This is a genomic window from Nitrospira sp. (assembly GCA_024760525.1).
Lineage (GTDB): Bacteria > Nitrospirota > Nitrospiria > Nitrospirales > Nitrospiraceae > Nitrospira_D.
In genome coordinates this window covers 2,155,557-2,181,575 of the sequence record CP060499.1, presented here as the reverse complement: position 1 = coordinate 2,181,575, position 26,019 = coordinate 2,155,557, and the positions used below count along the sequence as shown (strand labels likewise).

The window sequence follows — 26,019 nt, the reverse complement described above, 5'->3', positions numbered from 1 at the left end:
ACCTCGTGATAGGGTCAGTGATCGCCGAGCGTCACCAACGTACCGATCGGCTCACCCATAGCCACACGTTTAAAGTTGCCTTTCACTTTCAAATTGAACACGGTGAGAGGCAATTTATTATCCATACATAGACTGATGGCCGTAGAATCCATGACCTTGAGATTCTGATTCAGGATGGACAAGAATGAAATCTTCTCATACTTCTTCGCCGTGGGGTTGTTGACAGGATCGGCGTCATAGATTCCGTCCACCTTCGTGCCTTTCATGATCACTTGGGCGCTGATCTCCATCGCGCGCAGCACGGCGGCGGTGTCGGTTGAAAAATAGGGGTTTCCCGTTCCGCCGGCGAAGATGACCACGCGGTTCTTCTCGAGATGACGGATGGCCCTTCGGCGGATGTAGCCCTCGGCCAGTTGGCGCATCTCGATGGCGGATTGAACACGGGTGATGATCCCTGCCCGTTCCAGCGCGTTTTGGAGGGCCAGGGCGTTGAGCACCGTCGCCAGCATCCCCATATAGTCGGCGGACGCCCGTTCCATTCCGGCGGCGCTTGCCGCGATCCCGCGAAAAATATTGCCGCCGCCGATGACGATGGCGACTTGAATTTCAAGGGCGACTACGGAGGCGATCTCCTCGGCAAGGTTTTCAAGAATAGACGGTTGGATGCCGTAGCCCTGCTCACCGGCCAGCATCTCCCCACTGACCTTCAGAAGGAGGCGGCGGTATTTCGCTGAGCTCATGCTTCGCCTAACTGATAACGGGTGAACCGGCGGATAATCATATTCTCGCCGATCTTGGCGATCTTTTGGGCGAGCAGATCCTTGATGGTGATGGCCGGATCCTTGATGAAGGACTGCTCCAGCAGGCAGTTTTCCTGGTAGAACTTTTCGAGTTTCCCTTCGATGATTTTTGGCCATGCGGCGGGAGGCTTGCCCATTTCCTTGGCCTGTCCCTCGTAGATCGATTTCTCCTTCTCGACGACCGCAGGCGAAACATCTTCGCGCTTGACGAATGAAGGCTTTGCGGCGGCGATCTGAAGAGCGAGATCGTTGACGAACGCTTTGAATTCTTCGTTGCGCGCGACGAAATCGGTCTCACAATTGACCTCGACCAAGACGCCGATCTTTCCACCCATGTGAATGTAGGAATGAATCAGCCCTTGATTGGTTTCGCGCCCGGCTTTCTTGGCCGCCGCCGCGAGTCCTTTCTGCCGCAGATAGTCGACGGCCTTTTCGACGTCGTCACCGTTTTCGGTGAGGGCCTTCTGACAATCCAGAATGCCTGCCCCTGTCTTTTCCCGAAGTTCTTTCACGAGCTGACTGGATCCTGCCATGATTCGTTATTCCTTCACACGTTCGATGAGGATGGGCCATTGATGGAATCGATCGTACGACCTTACGAAACCGGAACGCTTTCGACGCGCATCCCTGGTTTCTTTTCCCCGCCGGCGGGAGCCGATTGAAACTCGGCTTCTTCGCGCTGGACTCTCACATGCGCGCCTTCAATGCACGCATCCGCGATCTTGGACGTAATCAGCTTGATCGAGCGAATAGCGTCGTCATTTCCGGGAATCGGGTAGGTGATGTCATCAGGGTCGCAATTGCTGTCCAAGATGGCGATGACCGGGATATCGAGCCGTTTCGCTTCCTGAACGGCAATCTTCTCGATTCTTGTATCGAGAATGAACACCGCGCCAGGAAGGCCGCGCATGTTCTTGATCCCGGACAAGTACTTTTGGAGCTTGGCGATATCCTTCTGCATAAGAAGGATTTCTTTCTTTTTGAGGCCGTGCTCGCTGGGGTTGAGGAGGGTGGTCTCCATCTTCTTCATCTTATCGATACTGCGTCGAATGGTTTGGAAGTTGGTCAACATCCCACCCAGCCATCGCTGGTTGACGAAAAACATATTGGCTCGCTTGGCTTCTTCTTCGAGTATTTCCGCCGCCTGCCGCTTCGTCCCGACGAACAGGATCGATTCTCCGGCTGTGACAAGATCTCGGACGAAGGCATAGGTTTGCTCCATCCGTGCGAGGGTTTGTTGCAGATCGATGATATAGATCCCGTTCCGCTCGCCGAACAGAAACTTTTTCATCTTGGGATTCCAGCGGTTCGTCTGGTGCCCGAAATGAACGCCGGCTTCCAACAATTCTTTGATTGCCACCACTCCCATGCCTTCACCTCCCTTCAAGCTTGCAGAGCGCCCAATATCAGGGCGAGGGAATCGCTTCCCTTATTCTCAAGCTGTGCAGCGTGCCTAACGCTGATAGTGATTTTATTGAAATGGACCGGTTCCATTTACCGCGAATCGGCCCCTGTCAGACCCAGACCGGGGACGCTACCATAGTCCCGCAGAGGTTTCAAGCTGCAAAGCATCTTTCGACCTACGATCGATAACTTGCATTAATGCGGACATAATCATACGAAAGATCCGTGGTCCACATGTGCGCGCAGGCTGGGCCCTGCCCGAGATGGACGGCGACGGTAAACTCTTTCCGCTTGAAGACTTGAGCGATCTTGCTCTCGGCTTCAAGCCCCAGTCCGACCCCTCGTTTCACCATCACGACATCGTCAAAGCGTACCGTGACTTTGCCCGGGTCGATTGCAATACCGGATCGGCCGAGGGCCGCCATGACTCTTCCCCAATTCGCGTCCTCGCCGAACATGGCCGTTTTGACCAGATTGGATGTCGCAATGGTTTCGGCCACCCGTTTCGCCGACGCCGCCGTTGAGGCTCCTTCAACCAGAATCTTCACGACTTTGGTGCCCCCTTCTCCATCACGGCAAATCATGAGAGCCAACGTCTGTGCGGCTTCGGTTAAGAGGCGTTCGAAGTCGCGATAGGGTCGGGTACCTGGTTGGAGAGCCCGATTTCCGGCGAGACCGTTCGCTAGACAGAGGACGGTGTCGTTCGTGCTGGTATCACCGTCCACGGTAATGCAGTTGAACGATTGATCGACGGCGGATTTCAGCACCCGCTGGAGTGCGAGCGGAGCAATGGCCGCATCGGTCGTCAAATAGGCGAGCATGGTCGCCATATTCGGATGGATCATTCCCGAACCTTTGGCCATGCCCCCGATGGTGATTACGCGACCGCCTATTTTGGATTGGAGAGCGACCGTTTTCGGTCGCAAGTCCGTGGTCAGAATCGCTTGAGCGGCTTGGCCGCCTCCCTGGACACTGAGGCGTGAAATCAGGGTCGGAATGGCCGCCGTGATGCGATCGATCGGCAGCGCTCGACCGATGACGCCGGTTGACCCCACAAACACCTGCTGAATCGGAGTGCGAAGCTGCTGCGCCACCGCTGCGGCCATGGCTTGTGCCGCGACCAATCCTTGTTCTCCTGTGCACGCATTGGCATTGCCGCTGTTGACGATGATAGCCCGTCCATGATGAGACCGAAGATGGCGTCGGTCCACGAGAACCGGGGCGGCAGCGACTCGATTCTTCGTAAAGACTCCGGCGATCGGTCCGCTGACATCGGACACGCACAGGGCTAGATCGAGCAGCTCCGGCTTTTTGATCCCGCAATGCATACCGGTTGCTCGGAATCCCAGCGGTGCTGTAACACCCACGCGCTTTTGTCTCATCATAATTTCTTAGTTAGAGTTGCGGGCTCAGGGCGGCGATCGTCGGGGCCTTGCGACTAGGGATAACTGCCCGGCGCCGTAAGGCCGGTGTCTTCAGGAATGCCCAGCATTAGATTCATGGCTTGAATGGCTTGACCGGCGGCTCCTTTGACCAGATTGTCGACGGCAGCGACGGTTATGACCCGTCCGGCCCGCCCGTCTGTGTAGACACCGATGTCGCAGTAGTTCGTCCCCTTGATATAGCGCGGATTGGGAACACCGTCTTCGTAGAACCGGACGAACCGTTCGCCTTTATAAAACTCTCGGTAGAGATTCCGAAGATCTGAAAGGTCCATCGGCTCCGCCAACGTGCAATAGGCCGTACTCAGGATGCCGCGATTCATCGGCACGAGATGAGGCGTGAATGTCACGGTTACGGATTCGGCCATATCCTTAAATCCGGAAAGTTCTTGTTCGATTTCAGGAATATGACGATGCTGCCCGATCTTATACGGCTCCAATGATTCATGCGCTTCGGGGAAATGATAGGCAAGGGCTGGACTCCGACCGGCGCCCGACACGCCGGATTTGGCATCGATCACCACCGTCCCGGGCTGCACGAGTCCTTTGGCAAAGAGAGGCGCCAATTGTAAGACCGCCGCCGTGGGATAACATCCCGGCGAGGCGACCAACTTCGCCGTGGTGATTGCGGCGCGATGGAGTTCCGGCAAGCCATAAACCGCTTCCAGCAACAGCTGCGGGTGCGCATGCGAAGTCTGATACCACTTTTCATAGGTGCCGACGTCCTTCAGCCGATAGTCCGCGCTGAGGTCAACGACCAGTTTGCCGGCCTTGAGACAGATTGCCACGGCGTCCTGAGATTTGGTGTGGGGAAGCGCGAGAAAAATGGCGTCCGCTCGCTCCGCCAACGCTGCCGGCTCCATGGCTTCGAATCGATGCTCCACGATTCCCTTCAGGCTGGGGAAGACCGAGGAGATCAACTGTCCCGCCGACTTTTCAGAGGTTACTGCGGTGATCGTAAAATAGGGATGGCCTGCAGCGAGCCGAACAAGCTCTGCGCCGGCATATCCACTGGCACCCGCAATGGCGATTCGGAATTTCTTGGTCATCAGTTAGAATCCAGCGAGAACCGACGCCCACCCATCTGACGAAGACACAAAAAAGGGGAAGGCATGGAGCCTTCCCCTTTTGGAACGTTGGCTCCTGTGCCTAGCGCTTGGAGTACTGGAATCGCTTTCGGGCGCCTTTCTGCCCGTACTTCTTGCGTTCCTTCACCCGTGAGTCACGAGTGAGCAGCCCTTCCTTTTTCAATGGGCTGCGTGTCGAGGGGGTCATCGCAACGAGGGCTCGCGCGATGGCATGACGGAGCGCACCGGCTTGTCCGGTCGGTCCGCCTCCATAGACTGTGGCGCTGATCGAGTATTTGCCCATGAGACCGGCCATTTCAAGCGGCAGCTGGATGATTTGCCGAAGGGTAAGACGAGGAAACGCCTTTTCCAACGGCTTATCGTTCACAATGATGTCGCCCGCGGTTCCCGTTACCCAGGCTCTGGCGATTGCACACTTTCTCCGTCCTGTTGCGTATTGTGTCACCACTGCCATGCGACTCGTCTCCTTCTGTTATGAAATGAATCTCTAGAGAGCAATAGGCTCAGGACGCTGCGCCTGATGCGGATGGTCAGGTCCGACATAGACACGGAGTTTTCGCGCCATACCATTGCCAAGCGGCGTTTTGGGAAGCATACCCTTGATCGCTTTGGTCAGGAGTTGTGTAGGGTCTTTTCGAAACAGGTGCTCGGCGGAAGCGGTCTTAAGACCCCCTGGATATCCCGTGTGACGGCGGTACAGTTTGGTTTCCATCTTTCCGCCGGTCAACTGGATCTTCTCCGCATTCACGATGACCACATGATCACCCAGATCGACATTCGGGGTGAATGTCGGCCGATGCTTCCCCCGTAAGACACTCGCCACCCTTGCGGCCAGCCGGCCCAGGGTTTTCCCTTCGGCATCCACAAGATGCCATGTTTCTTTCACCTCTGTCGGTTTTTCCAAGTACGTCATCATCTTTTTCTTCTCCACTGCGTTAACGTTGCAACATTAAGAAGGAGTTAGACTTCCCCAGCACCGATATTCTTCGTTTCCAGCCTCGACAACCAGGCATCGAGATTTTGGCCGCTTCGCCTTTTCCATACATCCTGAGTGACATAAATAGGTGCTTGGCATCGCAGGGCCAAGGCGATGGCATCACTCGGCCGAGAGTCGATCGTTCGTGCGACTCCTTTGTTTGCGAGGAAGACGGTCGCATAGTAGGTGCTGCTCTTCACATCCGTCAGAACCACTCGCTCCGTCTTGATGCCCAGATGTTCTCCGAAACTTTTGATTAAATCGTGGCTCATGGGTCGTGGGGTCATCGATGTATCCAACGCGCGCCTGATCGCTTCACCCTCGGAAGCTCCGACCCATACCATGAACTGTTCCGATCCGCCGTCCGCTCGGGCCAACACGACGATCCGCGTGTCCGTATTCGAGTCTTCAACGACGCGATTGACGGTGAGCTGAATCAACGGCTCCGGCGATTGAGGCGAGTGTTCTTCCATAAAACCAGGCGATCCGTCAAGAATCCAGCTTTCCAAAGTCCTCGGGTTTGAGATTCTCCAACCACTGATCGAGTTCTTCCGAGCTCTGTTTTCGAATCACGGACTCGCTCGCAAAAATGGGAGCTTGGGTCCTGAGCGCAAGGGCGATGGCGTCACTCGGACGGGAATCGACGGTATATTCGGAATCTGCATAGGTCAAATGCACTTTGGCAAAGTACGTGTTCTCGCTCAGATCTGTAATGACCACACTGATGATCTTGGCGTTAAATGCGTCCAGATACGACTTCATGAAGTCATGGGTCATCGGGCGAGGCGGGGCGACATTTTCGAGCGCCAGGCTGATCGAACTGGCTTCGGATTTTCCAACCCAGATAGGAAGCATTTCCGCTTGCTCATCGTCCCGAAGAATGACGATATACGCATTGTTGTAGGGGTCGAACATGAGCCCCTTGACCTGCATCTGCGTAATCATCCGCCCACCTGTTCACCACACAGTTCTACGTAACGGATAGCAGCCCACCGTAACACTTTCGAATTCATGATGTCAACGAACTCAGCGACAATGCAGAGAAAACTTACAGGTTGGTCTCCCAGCGCGCTTCTTGAATGGAACGTCTATTTCAGTTGCTTGGCGGGCGATAATTCTCTGCGACCTTTGATGAGTCAACCTGTTCCCCTAGTTTCAGGAAGGCCTTCATCTGTTTGCGAACGAGTTCACGACCGCTCTCATCACCGAGGTTGACTTGATATTCATTGATGACCATCACGCGCATGCCTTCCCACTTTTTCCAGCAGTTTATACAGACCTTGCTCTTGACCTCTGATTCAAGCTTGCCGAGAAATAGGGGAGCCGTAATCGCCTCGCCGGTTTGCCCGCATGTCACACACGATAACTCCGCCATAACCACCGTGCTCCTTTGTCAAGTTACGATTCAACCATCACTAACCGAATTTTTATTCTAGCAGAACTGTTGGAACCAAAGAAAGACAGGATCGCGCAATTGACCCCGTTCTGACGACATGCTAGAAAAGGCGCTCCACAAGCCGACCCGTGGATGGCTTTGCCCGGATGGCGGAACTGGCAGACGCGCCGGACTCAAAATCCGGTTCTCGCAAGAGAGTGGGAGTTCGACCCTCCCTCTGGGCACCAATTCCACGTCAAGTCGACCTGGCTCATGGCTTGAACGATGCCATCGAGTCGTGATCGGTGAGGCTCTGGTGGAGCTGCAAACTTTACGATGCAAACACCCCTTGACAGCGCCGTGCCATTAGCCTAATTTCTCCTATATTTCTCAATGGTGTATAACTGATGCCATCGTAGAGATCACAATCAGCCAAGATACATCCAAATTCTAAAGCATGATCGTTCGAAATCTTCCAACAGCGTCACCTGTTCAACTCATTAAGGAGGCAGCACATGCGTAAAGTGTTGGCACTAGGGGCCGCGATACTTTGTGTCGGCTCTATGAATGTTGCAGTGGCTCAAGAGCGGCTACAGCAATCGGGTGGGTCTGCGATGGGCGTGGGTACCGGGGTCGGTGATGTGTCCGGGAACGCCAATCGCGTCCAGGCGTATGATCGTAATGCATTCCTCGATCGCCTGTCTCTCCCAGAGACGATCTATGGACGCGTCCTGGCCATTGATTTTCCTGCGGGAAAACTGCTCCTGGAATCCGGTGGAAGCTCCCATGACGAAGGTCGTGCTGGGTCAGGTACCATGAGTTCCATGACGGTCTACTTTGATGAGAGGACCAGCATGGACCAGCTCAAGGTCTTGAACAGCGGGGATGATATCTCTCTCCAGGTGATAGAAGCGGTTACACCCAATCAGCAGTATGGCATCGGCCGGAAGATTGTTCGCGAGGTCTACTTGCTGCGTGGTAATGAAAAGCTTGCAGGATTCGGCGGGTTGGGTCAGCGTCCAAATCCTTCGACTGAACGCGCGATCGAGACCAGCAGCGGCAGTACGACCGGCGGAGTGGCGGGATCCGTGCTGCCCGGCAAGATCACCGGAACCATAGACACCACCATCGGCGAGTTCACCGGTTCGGCTCCATGTTGGAATTGCGAACCTCAACCGGGATGGGGATATCAGACCGTGGCGCCGGAAACAAAGGTTCCCAACAAGTCTGATTACGGGACTGATGCGGCCAAGCCGAATTTGGTGAAGGGATTCAACTGAGGCTTTAAGACTCGATGTTATGAAAGGGGCAGCCTTGGCTGCCCCTTTTTTTTGGGACTTCGCCGTATGCTAAAATTTCACTCTTGACGGTCATGCGAATGTACCTGAACCCGATCGCACGGAGTTGATATACATATGACTGAGCATCAGCCTCCGTCCGAGAGCTCCGACATTGAATTGGATCTTCGCGGGGTCGTTTGTCCCTATAATTTTGTGAAGACAAAGCTGAAACTCGAGACCTTGAAGGAAGGGCAGGTGCTGTCGGTCCTTCTCGATGATGGAGACCCTATCCGCAACGTGCCTCGGAGCGTCGAGAATGAAGGCCATACCGTGTTATCGAAGGAACGGGTCGACCAGGCATATCGGGTTTTGATCCGTCGAGCAGAAAACGACTGAATTCACGACAGGCCTCGGTCATTCGGTTTTCTCCCGCCGATTCCGGCAAGCACAAGCGTGATATCTCTCCCGCTGATCCGGCGCAACTCCCGATGAACCTGACGCGCCGTGCCGCGAATGATGAGCTCATCCGGTGTCGTCAAGTCGCATGCGACAATCACCAGGTGTCGAGGAGCGATGGCGCTCAGTGTCGCCAGGGCATGTGCGACCGATGCCACGGTACCGAACGCGACCGTTGGAACCTTTCTCTTCAAGGAATCGGTCAGCCATGGGCGAATACGTGAGGGGGTCCTTGGAAGATGCCCGAGAAAATGAAACGCGTCGCAGGGGAAGCCTGCGATCGTGAGTGCCGCAACAATGACGGAAGGACCGGGGACGGGGACCACAGGGATTCGATGTGCATGAGCCGCCGCCACAAGGAGATGCCCAGGGTCAGCAATGATGGGAGATCCACAATCCGAGACAAGCGCAATATCCATACCGCCTTGTAATCGTTGCAGAAGCACCCCAACTTTTTCTTTGAGATTGCTGGGTCCGTAGCTGGTCACCGTGGTCTGAATAGCATGATGCGTGAGGAATCGTTGTGTTGCTTTCGGATCTTCAGAGGCGATCACGTCTACTTTCTCAAGTACCTGCAGGGCACGCACGGTCACATCATCGGGATGTCCGATGGGGACGGCCACGACATAGAGGGTGCCGCTCTGTTGCGGCTGAGCATCCGAAGTCATTGCAGCTCCTACGTTTTGTTGACTCCGTTTGGTCCGCATCGATATAATTTCTAACTTATCCCGTTGGCAGTAACATTCCGCGTCCCATAGGGAAAATCCCGATGGCAGCCGTTTGCTTCATGATCACCATCGTCCTGTATATCGTGGGCACGGTGTCGTTTCTTTCGTATTCGCTGCGGCGCTCAGAAGCCTTGTCAAAGGTATCGTTGGGTGTGACGGCCGCCGGGTTCGGTTTCCATACGATCGCCCTCATCATTCGAATGGCCGGCGTCTCATCATCCTCGCCCCCCAGTTTTTCCGATGCCCTTTCGTTTTTCTCGTGGATGATCATTCTTGTCTTGCTGGTCGTCGAGTTTCGACATCAAATTCATGTGCTTGGGTCGTTCATGGTGCCCTTGGCCCTCGTCTCCTTGATCTCCGCCGCGGCTCTTCCTGAAACAGTGCCCACACTTCAGCCTGTACTCAAAACCTTATGGTTTCATGTCACGCTCAGCATGTTGGGCACGGTGGGCTTTACCGTCGCGTTTGTTGCGGGTGTGATGTACCTGATTCAGGATCGACTCCTCAAGTCGAAACGGTTCAATGTTCTTTACAGCAAGCTCCCTGCGCTCGATTTTCTCGATCACCTCAATCAACAGTCCATTGTATTGGGGTTTCCGTTGCTCACATTGGGCATCGTGACGGGAGCGATCTCAGCCGACTTTGCGCGAGGGTCCTATGTCAGTTGGAATCCTGAACAAACCTGGGCGCTCGTCACATGGCTCTTTTATTTTGTCGTGTTGCTGGGGCGGTTGACGATAGGGTGGAGAGCCAAACGCGCGGCCTATCTCACGGTCATCGGATTTGCCTGTGTGATTCTTACCTTGGTGGGTGTGGTGCTGAAGGGGCATGGTGCGTTGTCGTAACATGCGGTTGATGGTCCTATGCATCTGATCGTCGTTGGGTTGAGCCACAAGACGGCCCCGGTCGAGATCCGGGAGCGACTGGCTGTTCCAGAAAGTCGTCTCGGCGAAGCCCTCACCAGACTCTGTTCGTATCCCGGGGTAAAAGAGGGCGTCCTGCTTTCGACCTGCAATCGGGTGGAGGTCTATTCGGTTGTCGACGACATCGAAGCCGGATATGGGCGCATCCAAGAGTTTCTTGCCGACACGCATCTCTCGCTTTCTTCCGAACAACTGACGCCCCATCTGTACTGGCATACCGGAGACCGGGCGATCGCCCATATGTTCAGGGTGGCCGCCAGTCTCGACTCGATGATTATCGGAGAGTCGCAAATCCTGGGACAACTCAAGGATGCATTTGAAGTCGCGCTGGCGCACAAGACGACCGGCGTGATCATGAATAAGGTCGTCAAGAAGGCCATCTCGGTCGCCAAGCGTGTGCGGACCGAGACCAAGATTTCTGAAATGGCGGTTTCAGTCAGCTATGCGGCGGTCGAGTTGGCGAAGAAAATTTTCTCCGATCTTCACGAGAAGACGGTGTTGCTGGTCGGCGCGGGTGAAATGGCCAAGTTGGCGGCTCGGCATTTGATCGCGAATGGAGTGGGCCACGTACGCATCACGACGAGGACCGCGCAACATGCCGTCGATCTCGCCGCCAAATTCGGCGGGACGCCGGTTCCGTTCGATCAGTTCAAGGCCGACATGGCTTCGGCCGACATCGTCTTGGTCTCAACCGGCGCGGCGCACTATATTGTCGGCGCCGAGGACGTGCAACGGGCGGTCAACGAACGAATGAACCGCCCCATGTTTCTGATCGATATTTCCGTCCCTCGGAACATCGATCCGTCCGTCCGCCACGTCGACAACGCGTTTCTCTTCGACATTGACGACCTGAAACATCGAGTCGAACAGAACCGATCCGAGCGGGTCAAGGAGGCCGAAAAGGCCGAGAGCATGGTGCTCGAAGAAGTGACCACCATGCTTGACTGGATGAAATCCTTGGAGGTCACGCCGACGATCGTCGCCCTCCGGAGCCGGGTTGAGGACATCAAGCGGGTGGAACTAGAAAAGGCGCTGGGCCGATTGGGGCATCTCTCACCGCAAGACCGCGAACTGGTCGAAGGTCTGGCCTCGTCGATCGTGAATAAATTGATCCATCGCACGATGGTGACGCTCAAGACCGAAGTCAATTCTTCGAACGGGCCCGCATTCGTGGAGGCCGCGCGCCGATTTTTTCACCTCGACAGGCCTACCTCTTCCATCCCGCAAACCGAAAACTATACGGAGCCGCCGCGTTGCCTCACCGAAAGTCCAGCGGAATTGGAAGCTGAGGATCCGGCTCGGGAAACGACCATTCACAAGCGAGCCCGCTGATCCGCGGGTGAAAGGAAAAGGAGCCTCTCGTGTCGACGGAGAACGGTCAACGCTCAACCCTGGTGCTTGGAACGCGCGGGAGCAAGTTGGCGCTATGTCAAAGCGAATGGTTTCAATCCAAAATTCAGGAGGTCGCGCCGGAAATCCGTGTCATGCTGCGAAAGATTCAGACGTCCGGTGACAAGATCGTCGACGTGCCATTGGCGAAAATCGGGGGGAAGGGCCTGTTCGTCAAAGAAATCGAAGATGCGTTGCTCACCGGTGAAATCGATTTTGCCGTTCACAGCATGAAAGACGTTCCCGCGCAGCTGCCCGACGGGCTCGAGATTCTCTGCGTCCCTCCACGCGAAGATGCGCGCGATGCCTTGATCAGCCGGGAAGGGCACTCATTCAGTACTCTTCCCTTGGGGGCGACGGTCGGAACGGCCAGTCTCCGACGCCAGGCCCAGTTGTTACACGCCAGGCCGGATCTGAAGATTACGATGCTGCGCGGCAACCTGGATACACGGCTGAGAAAACTCAAAGAGGGACAGTTCGACGCCATCGTGTTGGCGGCCGCGGGTCTGCATCGGTTGGCGTGGTCTCAGAGTATCACGGAATATCTTCCACCCATCCTCAGTTTGCCGGCGATCGGACAAGGAGCGCTGGGGATCGAAGGTCGGACCAATGATCAATTCGTTCGTTCCATTTTGTTGCGACTCAATGATGAGCCCACCCATACGACCGTGACGGCCGAGCGCGCCTTTCTGCATCGTCTGGAGGGGGGCTGTCAGGTGCCGATCGCCGCGCATGCCATATTGTCCGGTGAACGACTGGTATTGGATGGACTGGTCGCCAGTGTCGACGGCAAGACCATCATTCGCGAACAAATCGAAGGCGTGCGCCAGCAGGCGCATGCTCTGGGCGTGCGCTTGGCCGAACGACTGTTGACGCGGGGGGGAGACAAGATCCTCCGTGAAATTTACGGGTCGGCGTGATCACGATGCAGCGAACCAAAGGCAAGGTGTATTTGGTCGGCGCCGGTCCCGGAGATCCGGGACTTCTGACGCTTCGTGGAAAAGAGTGTCTCGAACTGGCCGACGTGGTTCTGTACGATTATCTTGCGAACCCCGCGCTGCTGGCGCACGTCCAGGATCACGCCGAACGAGTGTATGTCGGCCGGCGCGGCAGAGGGAAATATCCGGAACAAGAATCCATCAATCGCCTTCTCGTTGAACGCGCACGGGCCGGGAACGTGGTCGTGCGATTGAAAGGAGGAGATCCGTTTGTCTTCGGACGGGGAGGGGAAGAAGCGGAAGCTCTGGCGTCAGCGGGAGTTGAATTTGAAGTCGTCCCAGGAGTCACCGCCGCAGTCGCGGTGCCTGCCTATGCCGGTATTCCCGTCACGCACCGAACCTTGGCCTCCACGCTGACGATCGTCACCGGGCACGAAGATCCCGAGAAACCGTCGACGGCTTTGGAATGGCCGCGGCTTGCGACGAGCCAGGGCACACTCGTCTTTCTGATGGGCATGAAAAATCTTCCTGGGATTGTGACCAATTTGATGGCGGAAGGGCGGCCGGCATCCACCCCCGTCGCGATCATTCGCTGGGGAACGAGGGCTGTACAGCACACGCTCGTCGGCACGTTGGCCGACATCACCGAAAAAGCCGAGTCGGCACACATGGAACCACCGACCGTCATCGTGGTAGGTGAAGTGGTCCGGCTGAGGACGCAGCTGAACTGGTTTGAGCAGCGGCCGCTGTTCGGAAAACGAGTCTTGATGACGCGGGCAAAGGAACAGGCCGTTGACTTAGCCGTCCGATTGGCCAGATATGGCGCAGAACCGGTCGAAGCCCCGACCATCACGATTGCCCACCCGGCGGAATGGACTGCGGTCGATCGCGCCATTTCCGAGATCGGCACGTACGATTGGGTGATTTTCACCAGTGTGAACGGAGTGGACCGGTTCATGACTCGGCTGTTGGCCCAAGGGCTGGACTCACGCTGTCTGGCCGGCCGCCGGCTCTGCTGTATCGGACCCCGCACGGCTCAAGAACTGGAGCGGTTCGGTCTCAGAGCTGATGTGGTTCCGGCGGACTATCAGGCAGAAGGCGTACTGGAAGTCCTGAAGCAGGAAGACCTGTCGCGGGTCCGTGTTCTGATTCCTCGTGCGGAGGTGGCCCGAGAACTCTTGCCGGACGAGCTTCGTCACTGTGGCGCTCGCGTCGATGTCGTTTCCGTGTATCGAACGCTGGTCCCCGCTCAGGATGCAGAAGGATGGCGCCAAGAGCTCATGGATCGGCGGATCCATATTGTCACGTTCACGAGCTCTTCCACGGTGCGCAATTTTGTCGCCATGCTGGGCGGTATCGAACCCGTCCAACCGCTCTTGCGATCCGTCGCGATCGCATGTATCGGACCCATCACGGCCAAGACAGTGGAAGAATATGGTTTGACGGTCTCGATCATGCCGAGAGAGAATACGATTCCGGCTCTGGTGGACGCGATCGCCCACCATTACGGTAGCCGCGAGGAAGCCCCCATGGGAGCGCTGCAGCAGTAACGAGGATGCGGCGTGTATGGTTGTCATGTGAAAGGAGGACGGTGAAATGGTTCCTGTAAAATCCTTTATGATTCCGCGAGAAAAGTTTGTGACGGTGCCCCGTGATACGGACACACAGACGGCCGCCCGCATCATGCGCGACCGCGGGATCGGCAGTTTGTTCGTGACCAACGATCGCGAGATTATCGGAATCATAACGGATACGGACATGATGCGCCGGGTGGTTGCGGCCGGAGCGGATGCCACCAAGACGACGGTCGAGCAAATCATGTCGGCGCCGATCATGACCATTGAAGAGAGCAAGACGCTGCTCGACGCCAACGATTTGATGGCACAATCCCATCTCCGCCATCTCGGCGTCTCGCGCGACGGGAAGCTGGTCGGGATCATTTCTGTTCGCGATCTCGTCGTCTTTTTGACGAACCTCCCGCGAAAGTAAGGCGAGCTATGGCGTTTCCTATTCAGCGACTTCGGCGGCTGAGACAACATGCATCGCTGCGGCGAATGGTGTGTGAGACGACACTTTCTCCCGCAAACTTCATCTATCCGCTGTTTGTGGTCGAAGGCCAGGATCGCCGCGAGGAAATCGCGTCGATGCCGGGTCAATTCCGGCTGTCGATCGATTTGCTGGTCAAAGAAGCCGGCGACATTCACGCCTTGGGGATTCCGGCGATTATTTTATTCGGTATTCCGGCGCACAAAGACGAGCGCGGCAGCTCGGGGTGGGACCCCGACGGGATCGTGCAGCGGGCGATCAGAGCGGTCAAGCATGCGGTGCCGGGGGTGATGGTCATTACCGATGTGTGCATTGACGAATATACGAACCATGGACACTGCGGGATCGTCAGGGAAGGGAAAATTCTCAACGACGAGACTCTCGAATGTCTCACCGCCATGGCCCGCACGCATGCCGAAGCCGGAGCCGACATGGTGGCGCCATCGGATATGATGGATGGTCGTGTTGCCGCCATCAGGCGCGAATTGGATCAGTCGGGATTCTCCGAAACGCCGATCATGGCCTATGCCGCCAAATTCTCCTCATGTTTTTATGCCCCGTTTCGTGACGCGGCCTTCTCCAGCCCTCAATTCGGAGACCGGCAATCGTATCAAATGGACCCGGCAAACGGGCGCGAGGCGATGATCGAGATCGATCTCGACGTCGAAGAGGGTGCCGATATCGTCATGGTCAAGCCGGCGTTGCCGTATCTGGACATCATCGCGGCCGCGCGCGCGCGTACGCTCCGTCCGATCGCCGCTTATCAAGTGAGCGGCGAGTACAGCATGATCAAAGCGGCCGCGAGGGCGGGTTGGCTCGACGAATCACGCGCGATGATGGAGTCGTTGCTGGCGATCAAGCGGGCGGGAGCTGACCTGATCCTGTCTTATTTCGCGAAGGACGCCGTCAGGCTGCTTCATTGATCGAAGATGAAAGTCACCCGTGGATATTCGGGCGAGACGGTGCGGCCGTATCCCGTGGGAACCATCGGGAACTTCGACGGACATCACATCGGCCATCATACTCTCTTGAAACAAGTGGTCGATTCGGCGCGCCGAGCCCAGGGCACGGCGGTTGTGCTGACCTTCGATCCTCACCCGGCGAAAATCCTGGCTCCTCATGTTGACCTACGGTTTTTGACTGATAAGGAGGAGAAGCTCGCTCGTTTTGAACGAGCAGGAATCGATGAAGTGGTCTTCCTGGAGTTCACCCAAACATTTGCCGCACTTTCTCCGGAAGAGTTTGCTGAACGGATTCTATCCAAGGGGCTTGGATTGAAGGAGATCTTCGTCGGACAACACTTTGCCTTCGGACACAAGCGAGCGGGAAACATCAGCGATTTGATCGCGCTCGGCGAACGGCTTGATTTCCTCGTCCACCCCATGCCTCCTGTGACCATCGATGGAGGAGTCGTCAGCTCGACAAGAATCAGACAGCTCGTTATTAAAGGACAGGTCGATCAAGCCGCTGTTTTGCTTGGCCGCCAATATGCGCTCAGCGGTGTCGTATTACCCGGCGAAGGGAGGGGGCGGACGCTGGGATGGCCAACGGCGAACCTTCGACTGCCTCCGGAGCGCGTGGCTCCTGCCGACGGAATCTATGCCTCCATCACGATCATCGATCAGGAGCGGCACGATTCGGTCGCGTATATTGGGACAAGACCGACCTTTGATGGAGGAGAGCGTCTATTGGAAGTATCGATCCTAGACGGAACGCATGAGTTGTATGGACGATCGCTCACTGTTGAGTTCATCGGGCGTATTCGAGGTGACGTTCGATTCGACGGAGAAGACGCTCTGAGCCGGCAGATTGCGTCCGACACGGAGTCAGCAAGGAGCATGCTGCGTCAACATCATCAAACCATCGGAGGTCGATGACTCATTGCACCCTGCCATGAAAAAATCTCTCGGCAAAACGGCGTGGCCTCCTCTACTGCACGGCGTTCTCCATACGATTCGATCGAGGAATCTCTTCCAACGTGGACAGCACCTATTGGTCGCCGTTTCCGGCGGTGCTGATTCCATAGCCTTGCTGTCGCTCCTGGATTGCCTTCGTCCGAGCTGGTCGCTGAAACTGACGGCCGTTCACTGCAATTATGGATTGCGCGGAACGGAGTCGGACAATGATCAAGAGTTCGTAAGGGCTCGGTGCAAAGAACGGAATATCCCCTTCCATGTTCGACGGTTCCAGCTTCACGGTGGTCTGCAGCATTCATCTCTGCAAGCGATGGCCCGCGATCTTCGCTATCGGGCTTTCAACGAGATTGCTGAGGAATGCGGAGCGGACCGGATCGCCGTAGGCCATTCAGCCGATGATCAGGCGGAGACGGTCTTGTTATGGCTGCTTCGTGGGTCGGGACTCACCGGTCTTTCCGGCATGCCGGCGTTCCGAGACGACAAGGTTATTCGGCCGCTGTATGAGGCCAGCAGGCGGGAGATCTCGACGTATCTTCGCCAGGCAGGAATATCCTTTCGCGAGGACTCGAGCAATGCCAAGCCGCTTTACTTGCGGAACCGAATCAGGCAGGAACTCGTTCCGATTCTGAATCGGCTGGTGCCTTCCAGCACGGATGCGCTCTGCAGGCTAGCCGATATCTGCAGGGAGGATGATCGCTATCTGGACCAGCAGGCTACGGCCTTGTCCTCTTCCACTGTGAAATGGGAGTCTGCCGGGGGCTGGGTGATCGATCGTGGTGTTCTCCTGGACCTCCCATCTGCTCTGCAACGGCGTATCATCCGCGGCCTGCTCCGCCGGAATCATGCCCAACATCGCTCCTCTGGTCTGCGGACCATTGATCGAGTCATTCGTCTGGTTTCGAAGCGGGGACGCGTTTCAAGCCTTGATGTGGCAAAAGGACGCGTCATTGTCGGCCGCGACGAGGTGCGATTTATTTCACGGCAAGCACAGGTGCTCTCGCCTGACCGACAAGGGCACGTCAGACCTCCGGAGCAACTGACCGTCCCAGGTACTTTCGTGTGGCCTAGCACCGGCCAACAACTTCAGGTACAACGTGTGGCGCGCGACCAGGTTCCGGCGTCTCTGGGAAAACATCGGATTGTCGTGGATGCCGATCGAGTTTCCCAGCCGCTGCTGGTACGGTCCTGGTCGCCGGGCGATCGATTTCACCCATATGGTATGAAAGGTCATTCGAAAAAACTGCAAGACTTTTTCACGGATCTCAAAGTACCGGTCGCCGCGCGCTCCCGTATTCCAGTGGTGGCGGCTCCCGAGGGGATCGTGTGGATCGTCGGCTATCGGCAGGATCAACGCTGGATGCCGACGGCTGCAACAGAACGCTGTTTGGTCTTGACCGTGGATGAGCTCTCTTAAGGGAAGGAATTGGATGAGATGGAACGCATGTTTGGACGACCGATCGTTACCCAGGAACAAATGCGGAGCCGTATCCGCGAGTTGGGAAGACAGATCAGCGCCGACTATGCCGGCAAGGATCTTGTGCTTGTCGGAGTGTTAAAGGGGGCGTTTGCGTTTTTTGCCGATCTGGCACGAGCCATCCGAATTCCAGTGCGGGTAGATTTTATCGTCGTGACGAGTTATGGAACACGGGCCAGGACCTCCGGGACGGTGAAACTCGTGACCGAACTGACCGAAAAGATCAAGGGCAAGGATGTCCTGCTTGTCGAGGACATCGTCGACTCGGGATTGACGGTTCACTATCTGACGAAGGCGTTGGCGAAACAGAAGCCGAGAAGCATCAAGGTCTGCACGTTGCTGAGTAAGCCGGAGCGCCGGGTCATCAATGTACAGGTACAGTATATCGGTTTCAAAATACCGAACCAGTATGTTGTCGGGTATGGACTTGACTATCAACAGAAGTATCGTAATCTTCCTTACCTGGCGGTTCTGGATCAGTTGAGTGCGCAGCAAGATGAGTAGAGTTTTGTAAGGAGCTGTTGTCAATGTGCGCCAGGCTGTGTTAACATCACCTCGATTTATGAGTCCGTTCCGTTCAACGTTGTCGCGAAGGAGAACTGGATGAATTCCCGGGTCAAGAACTTGCTCTTCTGGGTGGTCGTCGGCTTGTTCATGATTCTCCTATTTAATTTGTTCAGTGTGCCGACTCATGCGCCTGAAGAAGAAGTGATATTCAGCGACTTTATGGCGAAGCTCGACAAGGGTGACTTTGAGAAAGTCATCATAAAAGGCAATCACATCAGCGGGGTCTTGAAGGATAAGACTCGCATCCGTACCTATTCGGCCGATTACCCTGATCTGGTCAAAGTTCTTCGCGAAAAGGACGTTCAGATCGAGGTCAAGCCACCGGACGAAAGTCCTTGGTATATCACGTTCCTCGTCACATGGGGGCCGTTTATCCTCTTCCTCGGTCTCTGGTTCTTCCTGATGCGCCAGATGCAAATTGGTGGGAATAAGGCTCTGTCCTTTGGAAAAAGCCGTGCCCGTATGCTGACGGAGGAAAGAAAAAAGGTCACATTTTCTGATGTGGCCGGCGTCGATGAGGCGAAAGAGGAAGTCCTTGAGATTATTGAGTTCTTGAAAGACCCTCGGAAATTTCAAAAGCTCGGCGGGCGCATCCCTAAAGGCGTACTTGTCGTCGGCCCTCCTGGAACCGGCAAGACTTTGCTGGCAAAAGCCATTGCCGGAGAAGCCGGGGTACCGTTCTTCAGCATCAGCGGGTCTGATTTCGTCGAGATGTTTGTCGGCGTGGGAGCCTCGCGGGTTCGTGATTTGTTTGAGCAAGGGAAGAAACATGCCCCCTGCATCATTTTCATCGATGAGATCGATGCAGTCGGCCGACTGCGAGGCGCAGGCCTCGGCGGTGGCCATGACGAGCGAGAACAAACGCTCAATCAGTTGCTGGTAGAAATGGACGGGTTCGACACAACCGAAGGGGTCATTTTAGTTGCAGCGACAAACCGCCCTGACGTGCTCGATCCGGCCTTACTAAGGCCCGGTCGGTTTGATCGCCAGGTGGTCGTCAATCGCCCGGATCTCCGAGGGCGCTCTGAGATCTTGAAAGTTCACACAAAAAAGGTTCCTGTAGCCGCCAATGTAGAGCTGGAAAAGATCGCCAGAGGGACACCTGGATTTTCGGGAGCTGATCTGGAAAACCTCGTGAACGAAGCCGCGCTGTGGGCGGCTCGCCAAAACAAGAAAGAAGTTGAAAGCATCGACTTTGAAATGGCCAAAGACAAGGTCATGATGGGTGCCGAACGCAAGAGCATGATTCTCACCGAGGAGGAAAAGCGGGTCACGGCCTATCACGAAGCCGGACACGCCTTGATGGCCAAGCTCCTTCCTGGAACCGATCCGGTGCACAAGGTGACGATTATTCCCAGAGGTCGGGCTCTCGGTGTGACGATGCAGTTACCGACCGATGATCGGCATAATTACTCCAAGGAATTCCTTTACAACACCTTGGCCATTCTTATGGGCGGACGTGTCGCGGAAGAGCTTGTGTTTAAACATGTCACGACCGGGGCCGGCAACGATCTGGAACGTGCTACGGACCTTGCCAGAAAAATGGTCTGTGAATGGGGGATGAGTGAGAAGTTGGGTCCGCTGACGTTCGGACAAAAGGAGGATTCCGTATTTCTCGGTCGAGACTTCACCACCAAACGGGATGTCAGCGACCAAGTTGCGCTTGAAATAGATCTCGAGATCAAACGCTTTGTGACGGAAAACTATGAACGCGCCAAACGCGTCCTGACCGAACAGATGACGAGTCTCAAGGCGTTGGCGGAAGCGCTGCTTGAAAAAGAGGTGCTCGACGCACCGGAAATCGATCAGATTTTATTGCAATCCTCCTCTCAAACAGTTCCTGCCTAGAAAGATATCGTGCACCAGCTCCCATGGAATGGGAGCTGGTGCATCTCATAATTCAAAATTCCCCTGGATGCTACTGGCAGCTCAGTGGCGTGCAACTCTAGAGTGGTGAACTGCGTATGAGATATCACATGCCTTGGTGCAAGAGTTGAGACACGTCATCTCACAGGAGATTCCCATACGAAATTGGTTTTCAGCCAAAGGACGCAGGATTTACTGGCAGACACGCCCGCTCATCATGGGTGTCGTCAATGTCACGGCTGATTCCTTCTATGACGGGGGACGATATGTGGTACCCGAACGCGCGATCGCACATGCGTTGGAACTCGTCAAACAAGGAGCGGACATCATCGATATAGGAGGAGAATCGACGAGGCCTGGTTCCAGTCCAGTCAGTGAAGATGATGAACTGGCTCGAATTATCCCGGTGGTTGAAGGATTAGCGCACCGTGTGAACGTCCCTATTTCGATCGATACCACGAAGTCACGAGTGGCTCGGCTTGCGCTGGATATTGGAGCATCGATTATCAATGATGTGAGTGCTCTGCGGCACGATCCAGCGATGGCTTCCGTAATTATCAAATCAGGCGCGGCCGTCGTCCTGATGCACATGCAAGGAACTCCCCAAACGATGCAACGCGCGCCGCATTACTCTGATGTCGGCGCCGAAGTGTCGCAGTTTTTTGAGGAACGTGTAGAAACCGCTCTTCTCGCCGGGATACCTCGAACGAACATCATTCTTGATCCTGGATTCGGTTTTGGTAAGCTGTTGCTGCATAACCTTGAGCTTCTGAGAGGACTGACATCTTTGGCCATGCTGGACTGTCCCTTGCTCGTCGGTCTGTCACGGAAAGGTTTCATTGGGGACATCGTCGACAGGCCCGTTGACCAACGTGAATGGGGAACGGCAGCGGCCGTTGCATTGGCTGTTGACCGAGGCGCGCACATCGTGCGTGTTCATGATGTCGCCATGATGATCGATGTAGTCAAGATGGCCGCGGCGTTGAGCCCTCGTTGGTCGTCTTGCGGACAGGAGTATGATGCGTAAGTTATTCGGCACGGACGGTGTCCGAGGCGTCGCGAATCTCGACCCCATGACCAGCGAGATGGCGATGCAGTTAGGACGAGCAGCCGCGCATATCTTCATGCGACGGGCAGGGCGCCATCAGATCGTGATCGGTAAAGATACCCGGATTTCAGGCTATATGCTGGAGTCTGCCTTACTGGCGGGAATCTGTTCAATGGGGGTCGATGTGCTGTTGGTCGGACCGATGCCGACGCCGGCCATTGCCTTCTTGACTCGGAGTCTTCGCGCAGATGCGGGGGTCGTCATCTCGGCGTCGCACAATCCTTACCAAGACAACGGAATCAAATTCTTTTCAAGCGACGGCTTCAAGCTGCCGGACGAGGTGGAGGCGCGTATCGAGGAACTGATCGTGTCGGATGAAATTCGGCATCTCAGACCGACGGCGGATCTTATCGGCAAAGCCTACCGTATCGACGATGCGGAGGGGCGCTATATCGAATTTGCAAAGCGTTCGCTGCCCAAGGATCTGGATTTTCAAGGAGTCAAGCTCGTTGTCGACTGTGCCAATGGTGCAGCATACAAAGTCGCGCCGACCGTTCTTAAGGAATTGGGAGCGACGGTTGAGGTCATCGCCAACAAACCTGACGGTATGAACATCAATTCAGGGTGCGGTGCCGTTCATCCCGAAGTCCTTCAGGAGGCCGTGCGCCGCCATAAAGCGGACATCGGGATCGCCTTGGATGGCGATGCCGATCGGGCCGTCTTCGTCTGCGAACAAGGGATGATCATCGACGGAGACCATGTCATGGCCGCGCTGGGTCTCGATCTCCATCAACATGGCCTACTTGCCAAGCAAACCCTGGTCGGAACCGTCATGAGCAATTTTGGACTTGAGTTGTCGATGGCCAAAGCAGGCATTAAACTGATTCGAACACCGGTCGGTGATCGATACCTGCTCGAACGTATGTTGGCGGAGGGCTTTAATTTCGGCGGCGAACAATCGGGACATTTCATCTTTCTGGACCATAACACGACCGGAGACGGCCTCATCTCGGCTCTGCAAATGTTGTCATTAATCAAACGAACCCAAAAGCCGTTGTCCGAGTTGGCAAAAGCGATGACCGCTGTGCCTCAGGTATTGGTCAATATTCACGTCAAGCGAAAGCCGGTCTTGGAGTCGATTCCCGATATCGATCGGGCGATACAAGAAAATGAGCGTCGCCTCAACGGAAGCGGTCGAGTCGTGATTCGATACTCCGGGACTGAACCGTTGTTGCGAATCATGGTGGAAGGCGAGCAGTCTACGGTTGTGAAAGAAGTGGCTGAAGATCTGGCCAGAGTCGTGCGGGAACATATCGGCTGAGTGTTCCTTCTCGCGCATAAGGGACGCTCATGCTTCCCTCCCTTACGGCAGCGTTTCTCTTCGGTCTTCTGTGTGGATCGGAACTCCCTTTTTTCCCGCTCTCTCTCATTGGTTTACTGGTCGGTGTGGCCGTTGGATTCAGTGCTCTCGAACGAGCCGGCTATCTAGACACACAGTCCGCCCTGCTCTTGTATGTGAGTGTTCTTTCCGGGGTCGTCTATTGGACCGTCACAGCTCCACCGCCACAGGATCGAGCTTCTTTACCGGCGCTGCATGACACTGCTCAAGCCACGTTCACGGTTCGGGTTGTGGCGCCTGTTCAGCATAGTCTAAGGCGTCAGACACTTCTCGTGCAAACTGAAGACTCGGCCTCGAAATCAAGGCACATACGCCTTGTGTGGCGTGATCCGGGTGTCACGCTTCACCATGGCGACCGTATCCGATTTCACGGACGCGTTCACCGTCCGAACGGGTCGTTGAATCCGGGAGGATTCAATTATGCCGCCTATTTAGACCAACAAGGGATCGAACTTGTCGCCACTATCGCCGGTCCTCAGGCGGTGACGCTGTTGGAGAAGCCCCATAGTGGACTATGGAGTTGGTGGAATCACATCGATCGGTGGAGAGCCGGTATACGGGATGCCGCGATCCGCACGTTGAGCCAGCCTGCTCTGGGAGTATTTCTCGGCATGATCATTGGGGAGCGTGGATACCTCGAGCAAGATCTCCAAGAGTGGTTCATGGTCACCGGAACCGTTCATCTACTCTCGATCTCCGGCTCACACCTCGGGCTTGTCGCCATGGTCGTGTTTTGGGTAATAAGACAAGTCGTCTTGCGGCTTCCCACTAACCTCTTGTTGGCCCTTTCTCGACGACTCACGCCTTCAAAGGTCGCAATTCTTCTCACGTGGCCGGCTGTCGCGCTGTATGCTTTGCTGGCCGGAGCTGAATTAGCGACCATGCGCTCGCTTGTCATGATTACGCTGGCCATGGTTGCCGTCTGGCTTGGGCACGAACGCCATCTCGGTCACATGATGGCGACGGCTCTCTTGGTGATCGTCTTACACGATCCTCGGGCGATCTTCGATATTTCCTTTCAGCTCTCGTTTCTGTCCGTACTCGTGATGATCAACATGATCTCGTTTGCACAATCATGGAACCAACAACAGGAACATGCTGACAGAGGACTGAGATCCCGCCTCGTGAACCATGGGCTCAAGGCTTTGTCGATGAGCGGGGTTGTGACGTTGGCCACTTTCCCCATCGTCGCCTTTTATTTCAATCAGGTTCCATGGATGGGAATCGTTAGCAATCTCGTGGCTATTCCGTTTACGGGTATCGTCTTAGTTCCACTGGGCTTACTCGCCGCTCTGTGGACGATCATGTCCGGCGCTGATTCCTTGATCTTCGGCTCAGCTTTGGAGCACTTGTTCGAGTGGATGATTATTGCGCTTCGGTGGTGTGCAGGCCTTCCAGGAGGGGAATGGCATGTGGCTGCGCCGTCGATACCGATGATGGCGCTATTTTATTCAGGGCTGATCGTGGCATGCATTCATGCTCTGCCGCTGCGCGTCCGGGTTGCGAGCGCCGGTATGGCGATCGTGTTGATCAGTTGGTGGCTTGTCGTTCCAGGATTGCCGAGGGATGGTGATCACTGGCGCGTCACGTTCCTCGATGTTGGACAAGGGGATAGTGCCGTGGTCGAATTGCCGGATGGTCGGACGGTGCTTATCGACGGTGGATCTCGACATGAGCGGTTTGATATGGGGCGTGGGGTGGTGGCACCATTTCTGTGGAATAGGGGAATCCATCATATCGATCATGTTGTCGGCACACATCTGCAACTGGATCATGTCGGCGGGTTGATTTGGGTGCTCCAACACATGTCAGTCGGTCAGTATTGGGGAGTGGGAACGGAGCGGTCTGAGCGATTCGTCGAAGACCTCAACGCAGCCCTGCGCCATCGGCACATCGACGAACAAACTGCCGTGCGCGGGAAAGACTTGTTACCGTCCGGCCCCTGTCAGTTGAGCATTCTCAATCCGCCGGAATCAACCGGTATGCCTGAACTATTCCGACCCCACAGCGGGTCATCCTTGAACAATCGATCCATTGTCTCGCGATTACAGTGCGGAGTTCATTCCATTCTCTTTGCCGCCGACATTGAGATTGGCGCGTTGAGTCGATTGACAGAAGAGGGGCGAAGGCCGGTCACCATACTGAAAGTGCCGCATCACGGAGCGCGCAGCTCACTGGATCGGGACTGGCTCCGGCAACTCCACCCGCAGTATGCAGTCGTCTCGGTTGGCGCAACCAACCCTTATGGACATCCGGTTGAATCAGTGCTCCAAGCCTATGAAGATGAGCATGTGACTGTCTATCGTACGGATCGTGATGGAGCGATCTGGGTGACAGGACGTTTGACGAGTCCCGAATTTACCGTGACCCGCATGAGAGATCTTCTCGTGCAACCGGTCGATCTTCCCAACTGCCTTTGGCGCTGTGAATACCAGAATTGGCGCCGGCTCTTCCTCCAATTGGCCTGATCGGCCGACACGTATCGGGTCGACCTCTTTCTCACGGAATCCGCCGGCGCTGTCACCTGACTGTACAAGATCGGTAAGGAGTGACAGTTTTTGGCGCTTTTTTGCAGAAATGCTGAGAGACCACAGCAGAAGTATCAGTATTTTCTCACTTTTAACGAAATGCTAGCAAGGCATAGCACGTGCAGAAGTCTCTTGCCAGACCAGCGCTCTGTCTAAAGGGAGTCACAATCATGCCTAGGCTCGTTCGCATCGTTATTCAACTTCCGGTCGAGCTCAAGGAGAAGCTCGACGCCCTGAAGCAGCAGGGATACACGACGAGTGGGTTTATTCGTGCCACATTGGAACGGGAGCTTAACAAGCTCGATCCGCGGCCGGACTCCACTACGAGAAAGGTTGTGCACAAATGAGGTTGTTGAGAGTCGCAACCCACAGGAGG

Annotated in this window: 27 protein-coding genes and 1 tRNA gene; 17 read left to right on the top strand and 11 right to left on the bottom strand. The window is 55.6% G+C overall.

Features of this window, described 5'->3' with window-relative positions; genetic code table 11:
• Positions 1-14 precede the first annotated feature (14 nt).
• The 10 genes from H8K04_10260 to H8K04_10215 all read right to left on the bottom strand — a co-directional run bounded on the left by H8K04_10260 (position 15) and on the right by H8K04_10215 (position 7,085).
• Positions 15-740 (bottom strand): UMP kinase, encoded by a 726-nt coding sequence (locus tag H8K04_10260; protein ID UVT14251.1) that lies wholly within the window; start codon positions 738-740, stop codon positions 15-17.
• Complete coding sequence (gene tsf, locus H8K04_10255; GenBank protein UVT14250.1) at positions 737-1,333, bottom strand: translation elongation factor Ts; 597 nt, start codon at positions 1,331-1,333, stop codon at positions 737-739. The genes H8K04_10260 and tsf overlap by 4 nt, the downstream gene beginning before the upstream one ends.
• Before the next feature lie 62 nt (positions 1,334-1,395).
• Positions 1,396-2,169 (bottom strand): 30S ribosomal protein S2, encoded by a 774-nt coding sequence (rpsB, locus tag H8K04_10250; protein ID UVT14249.1) that lies wholly within the window; start codon positions 2,167-2,169, stop codon positions 1,396-1,398.
• Between the two features lie 211 nt (positions 2,170-2,380).
• Complete coding sequence (gene argJ, locus H8K04_10245; protein ID UVT14248.1) at positions 2,381-3,589, bottom strand: bifunctional glutamate N-acetyltransferase/amino-acid acetyltransferase ArgJ; 1,209 nt, start codon at positions 3,587-3,589, stop codon at positions 2,381-2,383.
• Between the two features lie 53 nt (positions 3,590-3,642).
• Complete coding sequence (locus tag H8K04_10240; GenBank protein UVT14247.1) at positions 3,643-4,695, bottom strand: N-acetyl-gamma-glutamyl-phosphate reductase; 1,053 nt, start codon at positions 4,693-4,695, stop codon at positions 3,643-3,645.
• A 100-nt stretch (positions 4,696-4,795) separates the two neighbouring features.
• Positions 4,796-5,188, bottom strand: a complete 393-nt coding sequence (gene rpsI, locus H8K04_10235; GenBank protein ID UVT14246.1) for a 30S ribosomal protein S9 — start codon at positions 5,186-5,188, stop codon at positions 4,796-4,798.
• 33 nt (positions 5,189-5,221) lie between these two features.
• Positions 5,222-5,650, bottom strand: coding sequence for a 50S ribosomal protein L13 (gene rplM, locus H8K04_10230; protein ID UVT14245.1), 429 nt, complete (start codon positions 5,648-5,650; stop codon positions 5,222-5,224).
• Positions 5,651-5,694: 44 nt separating this feature from the next.
• Positions 5,695-6,183 carry a bifunctional nuclease family protein gene (locus H8K04_10225; protein ID UVT14244.1) on the bottom strand — a complete coding sequence of 163 codons (489 nt, stop codon included), beginning with the start codon at positions 6,181-6,183 and terminating at the stop codon, positions 5,695-5,697.
• 16 nt (positions 6,184-6,199) lie between these two features.
• Entirely contained in the window at positions 6,200-6,655 is a 456-nt protein-coding gene (locus H8K04_10220; GenBank protein ID UVT14243.1) for a bifunctional nuclease family protein, read from the bottom strand.
• Positions 6,656-6,803: 148 nt separating this feature from the next.
• The gene (locus H8K04_10215) at positions 6,804-7,085 is read right to left on the bottom strand and encodes a Fe(2+)-trafficking protein (protein UVT14242.1); all 282 of its coding nucleotides are present in this window, start codon (positions 7,083-7,085) and stop codon (positions 6,804-6,806) included.
• A gap of 161 nt (positions 7,086-7,246) precedes the next feature.
• On the opposite strand from H8K04_10215, the gene H8K04_10210 reads away from it, so the two are divergent.
• From H8K04_10210 to H8K04_10200, 3 genes are all read left to right on the top strand, one after another.
• Positions 7,247-7,333: transfer RNA gene (locus H8K04_10210), tRNA-Leu, on the top strand.
• A 267-nt stretch (positions 7,334-7,600) separates the two neighbouring features.
• The gene (locus H8K04_10205) at positions 7,601-8,365 is read left to right on the top strand and encodes a hypothetical protein (GenBank protein ID UVT14241.1); all 765 of its coding nucleotides are present in this window, start codon (positions 7,601-7,603) and stop codon (positions 8,363-8,365) included.
• Positions 8,366-8,500: 135 nt separating this feature from the next.
• Positions 8,501-8,761 carry a sulfurtransferase TusA family protein gene (locus tag H8K04_10200; GenBank protein UVT14240.1) on the top strand — a complete coding sequence of 87 codons (261 nt, stop codon included), beginning with the start codon at positions 8,501-8,503 and terminating at the stop codon, positions 8,759-8,761.
• A gap of 2 nt (positions 8,762-8,763) precedes the next feature.
• On the opposite strand, the gene H8K04_10195 is transcribed toward H8K04_10200, so the two are convergent.
• On the bottom strand, positions 8,764-9,489 hold the full coding sequence (locus H8K04_10195; protein UVT14239.1) for an rRNA (cytidine-2'-O-)-methyltransferase: 726 nt from the start codon (positions 9,487-9,489) through the stop codon (positions 8,764-8,766).
• Between the two features lie 101 nt (positions 9,490-9,590).
• On the opposite strand from H8K04_10195, the gene ccsA reads away from it, so the two are divergent.
• The 14 genes from ccsA to H8K04_10125 all read left to right on the top strand — a co-directional run bounded on the left by ccsA (position 9,591) and on the right by H8K04_10125 (position 25,990).
• Complete coding sequence (ccsA, locus tag H8K04_10190) at positions 9,591-10,394, top strand: cytochrome c biogenesis protein CcsA (GenBank protein UVT14238.1); 804 nt, start codon at positions 9,591-9,593, stop codon at positions 10,392-10,394.
• Positions 10,395-10,412: 18 nt separating this feature from the next.
• On the top strand, positions 10,413-11,804 hold the full coding sequence (locus tag H8K04_10185) for a glutamyl-tRNA reductase (protein ID UVT14237.1): 1,392 nt from the start codon (positions 10,413-10,415) through the stop codon (positions 11,802-11,804).
• Positions 11,805-11,833: 29 nt separating this feature from the next.
• Positions 11,834-12,781: a hydroxymethylbilane synthase gene (hemC, locus tag H8K04_10180; protein UVT14236.1), complete on the top strand. Its 948-nt coding sequence runs from the start codon at positions 11,834-11,836 to the stop codon at positions 12,779-12,781.
• 5 nt (positions 12,782-12,786) lie between these two features.
• Positions 12,787-14,349 carry a uroporphyrinogen-III C-methyltransferase gene (cobA, locus tag H8K04_10175; protein UVT14235.1) on the top strand — a complete coding sequence of 521 codons (1,563 nt, stop codon included), beginning with the start codon at positions 12,787-12,789 and terminating at the stop codon, positions 14,347-14,349.
• A 46-nt stretch (positions 14,350-14,395) separates the two neighbouring features.
• Positions 14,396-14,788, top strand: a complete 393-nt coding sequence (locus tag H8K04_10170) for a CBS domain-containing protein (protein UVT14234.1) — start codon at positions 14,396-14,398, stop codon at positions 14,786-14,788.
• Between the two features lie 8 nt (positions 14,789-14,796).
• Complete coding sequence (gene hemB / locus H8K04_10165) at positions 14,797-15,768, top strand: porphobilinogen synthase (GenBank protein ID UVT14233.1); 972 nt, start codon at positions 14,797-14,799, stop codon at positions 15,766-15,768.
• A gap of 6 nt (positions 15,769-15,774) precedes the next feature.
• Complete coding sequence (locus H8K04_10160) at positions 15,775-16,722, top strand: bifunctional riboflavin kinase/FAD synthetase (protein UVT14232.1); 948 nt, start codon at positions 15,775-15,777, stop codon at positions 16,720-16,722.
• A 16-nt stretch (positions 16,723-16,738) separates the two neighbouring features.
• Positions 16,739-18,175 carry a tRNA lysidine(34) synthetase TilS gene (gene tilS / locus H8K04_10155; protein UVT14231.1) on the top strand — a complete coding sequence of 479 codons (1,437 nt, stop codon included), beginning with the start codon at positions 16,739-16,741 and terminating at the stop codon, positions 18,173-18,175.
• Positions 18,176-18,193: 18 nt separating this feature from the next.
• Positions 18,194-18,739, top strand: coding sequence for a hypoxanthine phosphoribosyltransferase (gene hpt / locus H8K04_10150; protein ID UVT14230.1), 546 nt, complete (start codon positions 18,194-18,196; stop codon positions 18,737-18,739).
• Between the two features lie 99 nt (positions 18,740-18,838).
• A complete protein-coding gene (locus H8K04_10145) occupies positions 18,839-20,650 on the top strand; it encodes an ATP-dependent metallopeptidase FtsH/Yme1/Tma family protein (protein UVT14229.1) in 1,812 nt (603 codons plus the stop codon).
• A 235-nt stretch (positions 20,651-20,885) separates the two neighbouring features.
• A complete protein-coding gene (gene folP / locus H8K04_10140) occupies positions 20,886-21,695 on the top strand; it encodes a dihydropteroate synthase (protein ID UVT17941.1) in 810 nt (269 codons plus the stop codon).
• Entirely contained in the window at positions 21,688-23,037 is a 1,350-nt protein-coding gene (locus H8K04_10135) for a phosphoglucosamine mutase (protein ID UVT17940.1), read from the top strand. The genes folP and H8K04_10135 overlap by 8 nt, the downstream gene beginning before the upstream one ends.
• Before the next feature lie 29 nt (positions 23,038-23,066).
• The gene (locus H8K04_10130; GenBank protein UVT14228.1) at positions 23,067-25,583 is read left to right on the top strand and encodes a DNA internalization-related competence protein ComEC/Rec2; all 2,517 of its coding nucleotides are present in this window, start codon (positions 23,067-23,069) and stop codon (positions 25,581-25,583) included.
• A 230-nt stretch (positions 25,584-25,813) separates the two neighbouring features.
• Entirely contained in the window at positions 25,814-25,990 is a 177-nt protein-coding gene (locus H8K04_10125; GenBank protein ID UVT14227.1) for a hypothetical protein, read from the top strand.
• Positions 25,991-26,019: the final 29 nt, after the last annotated feature.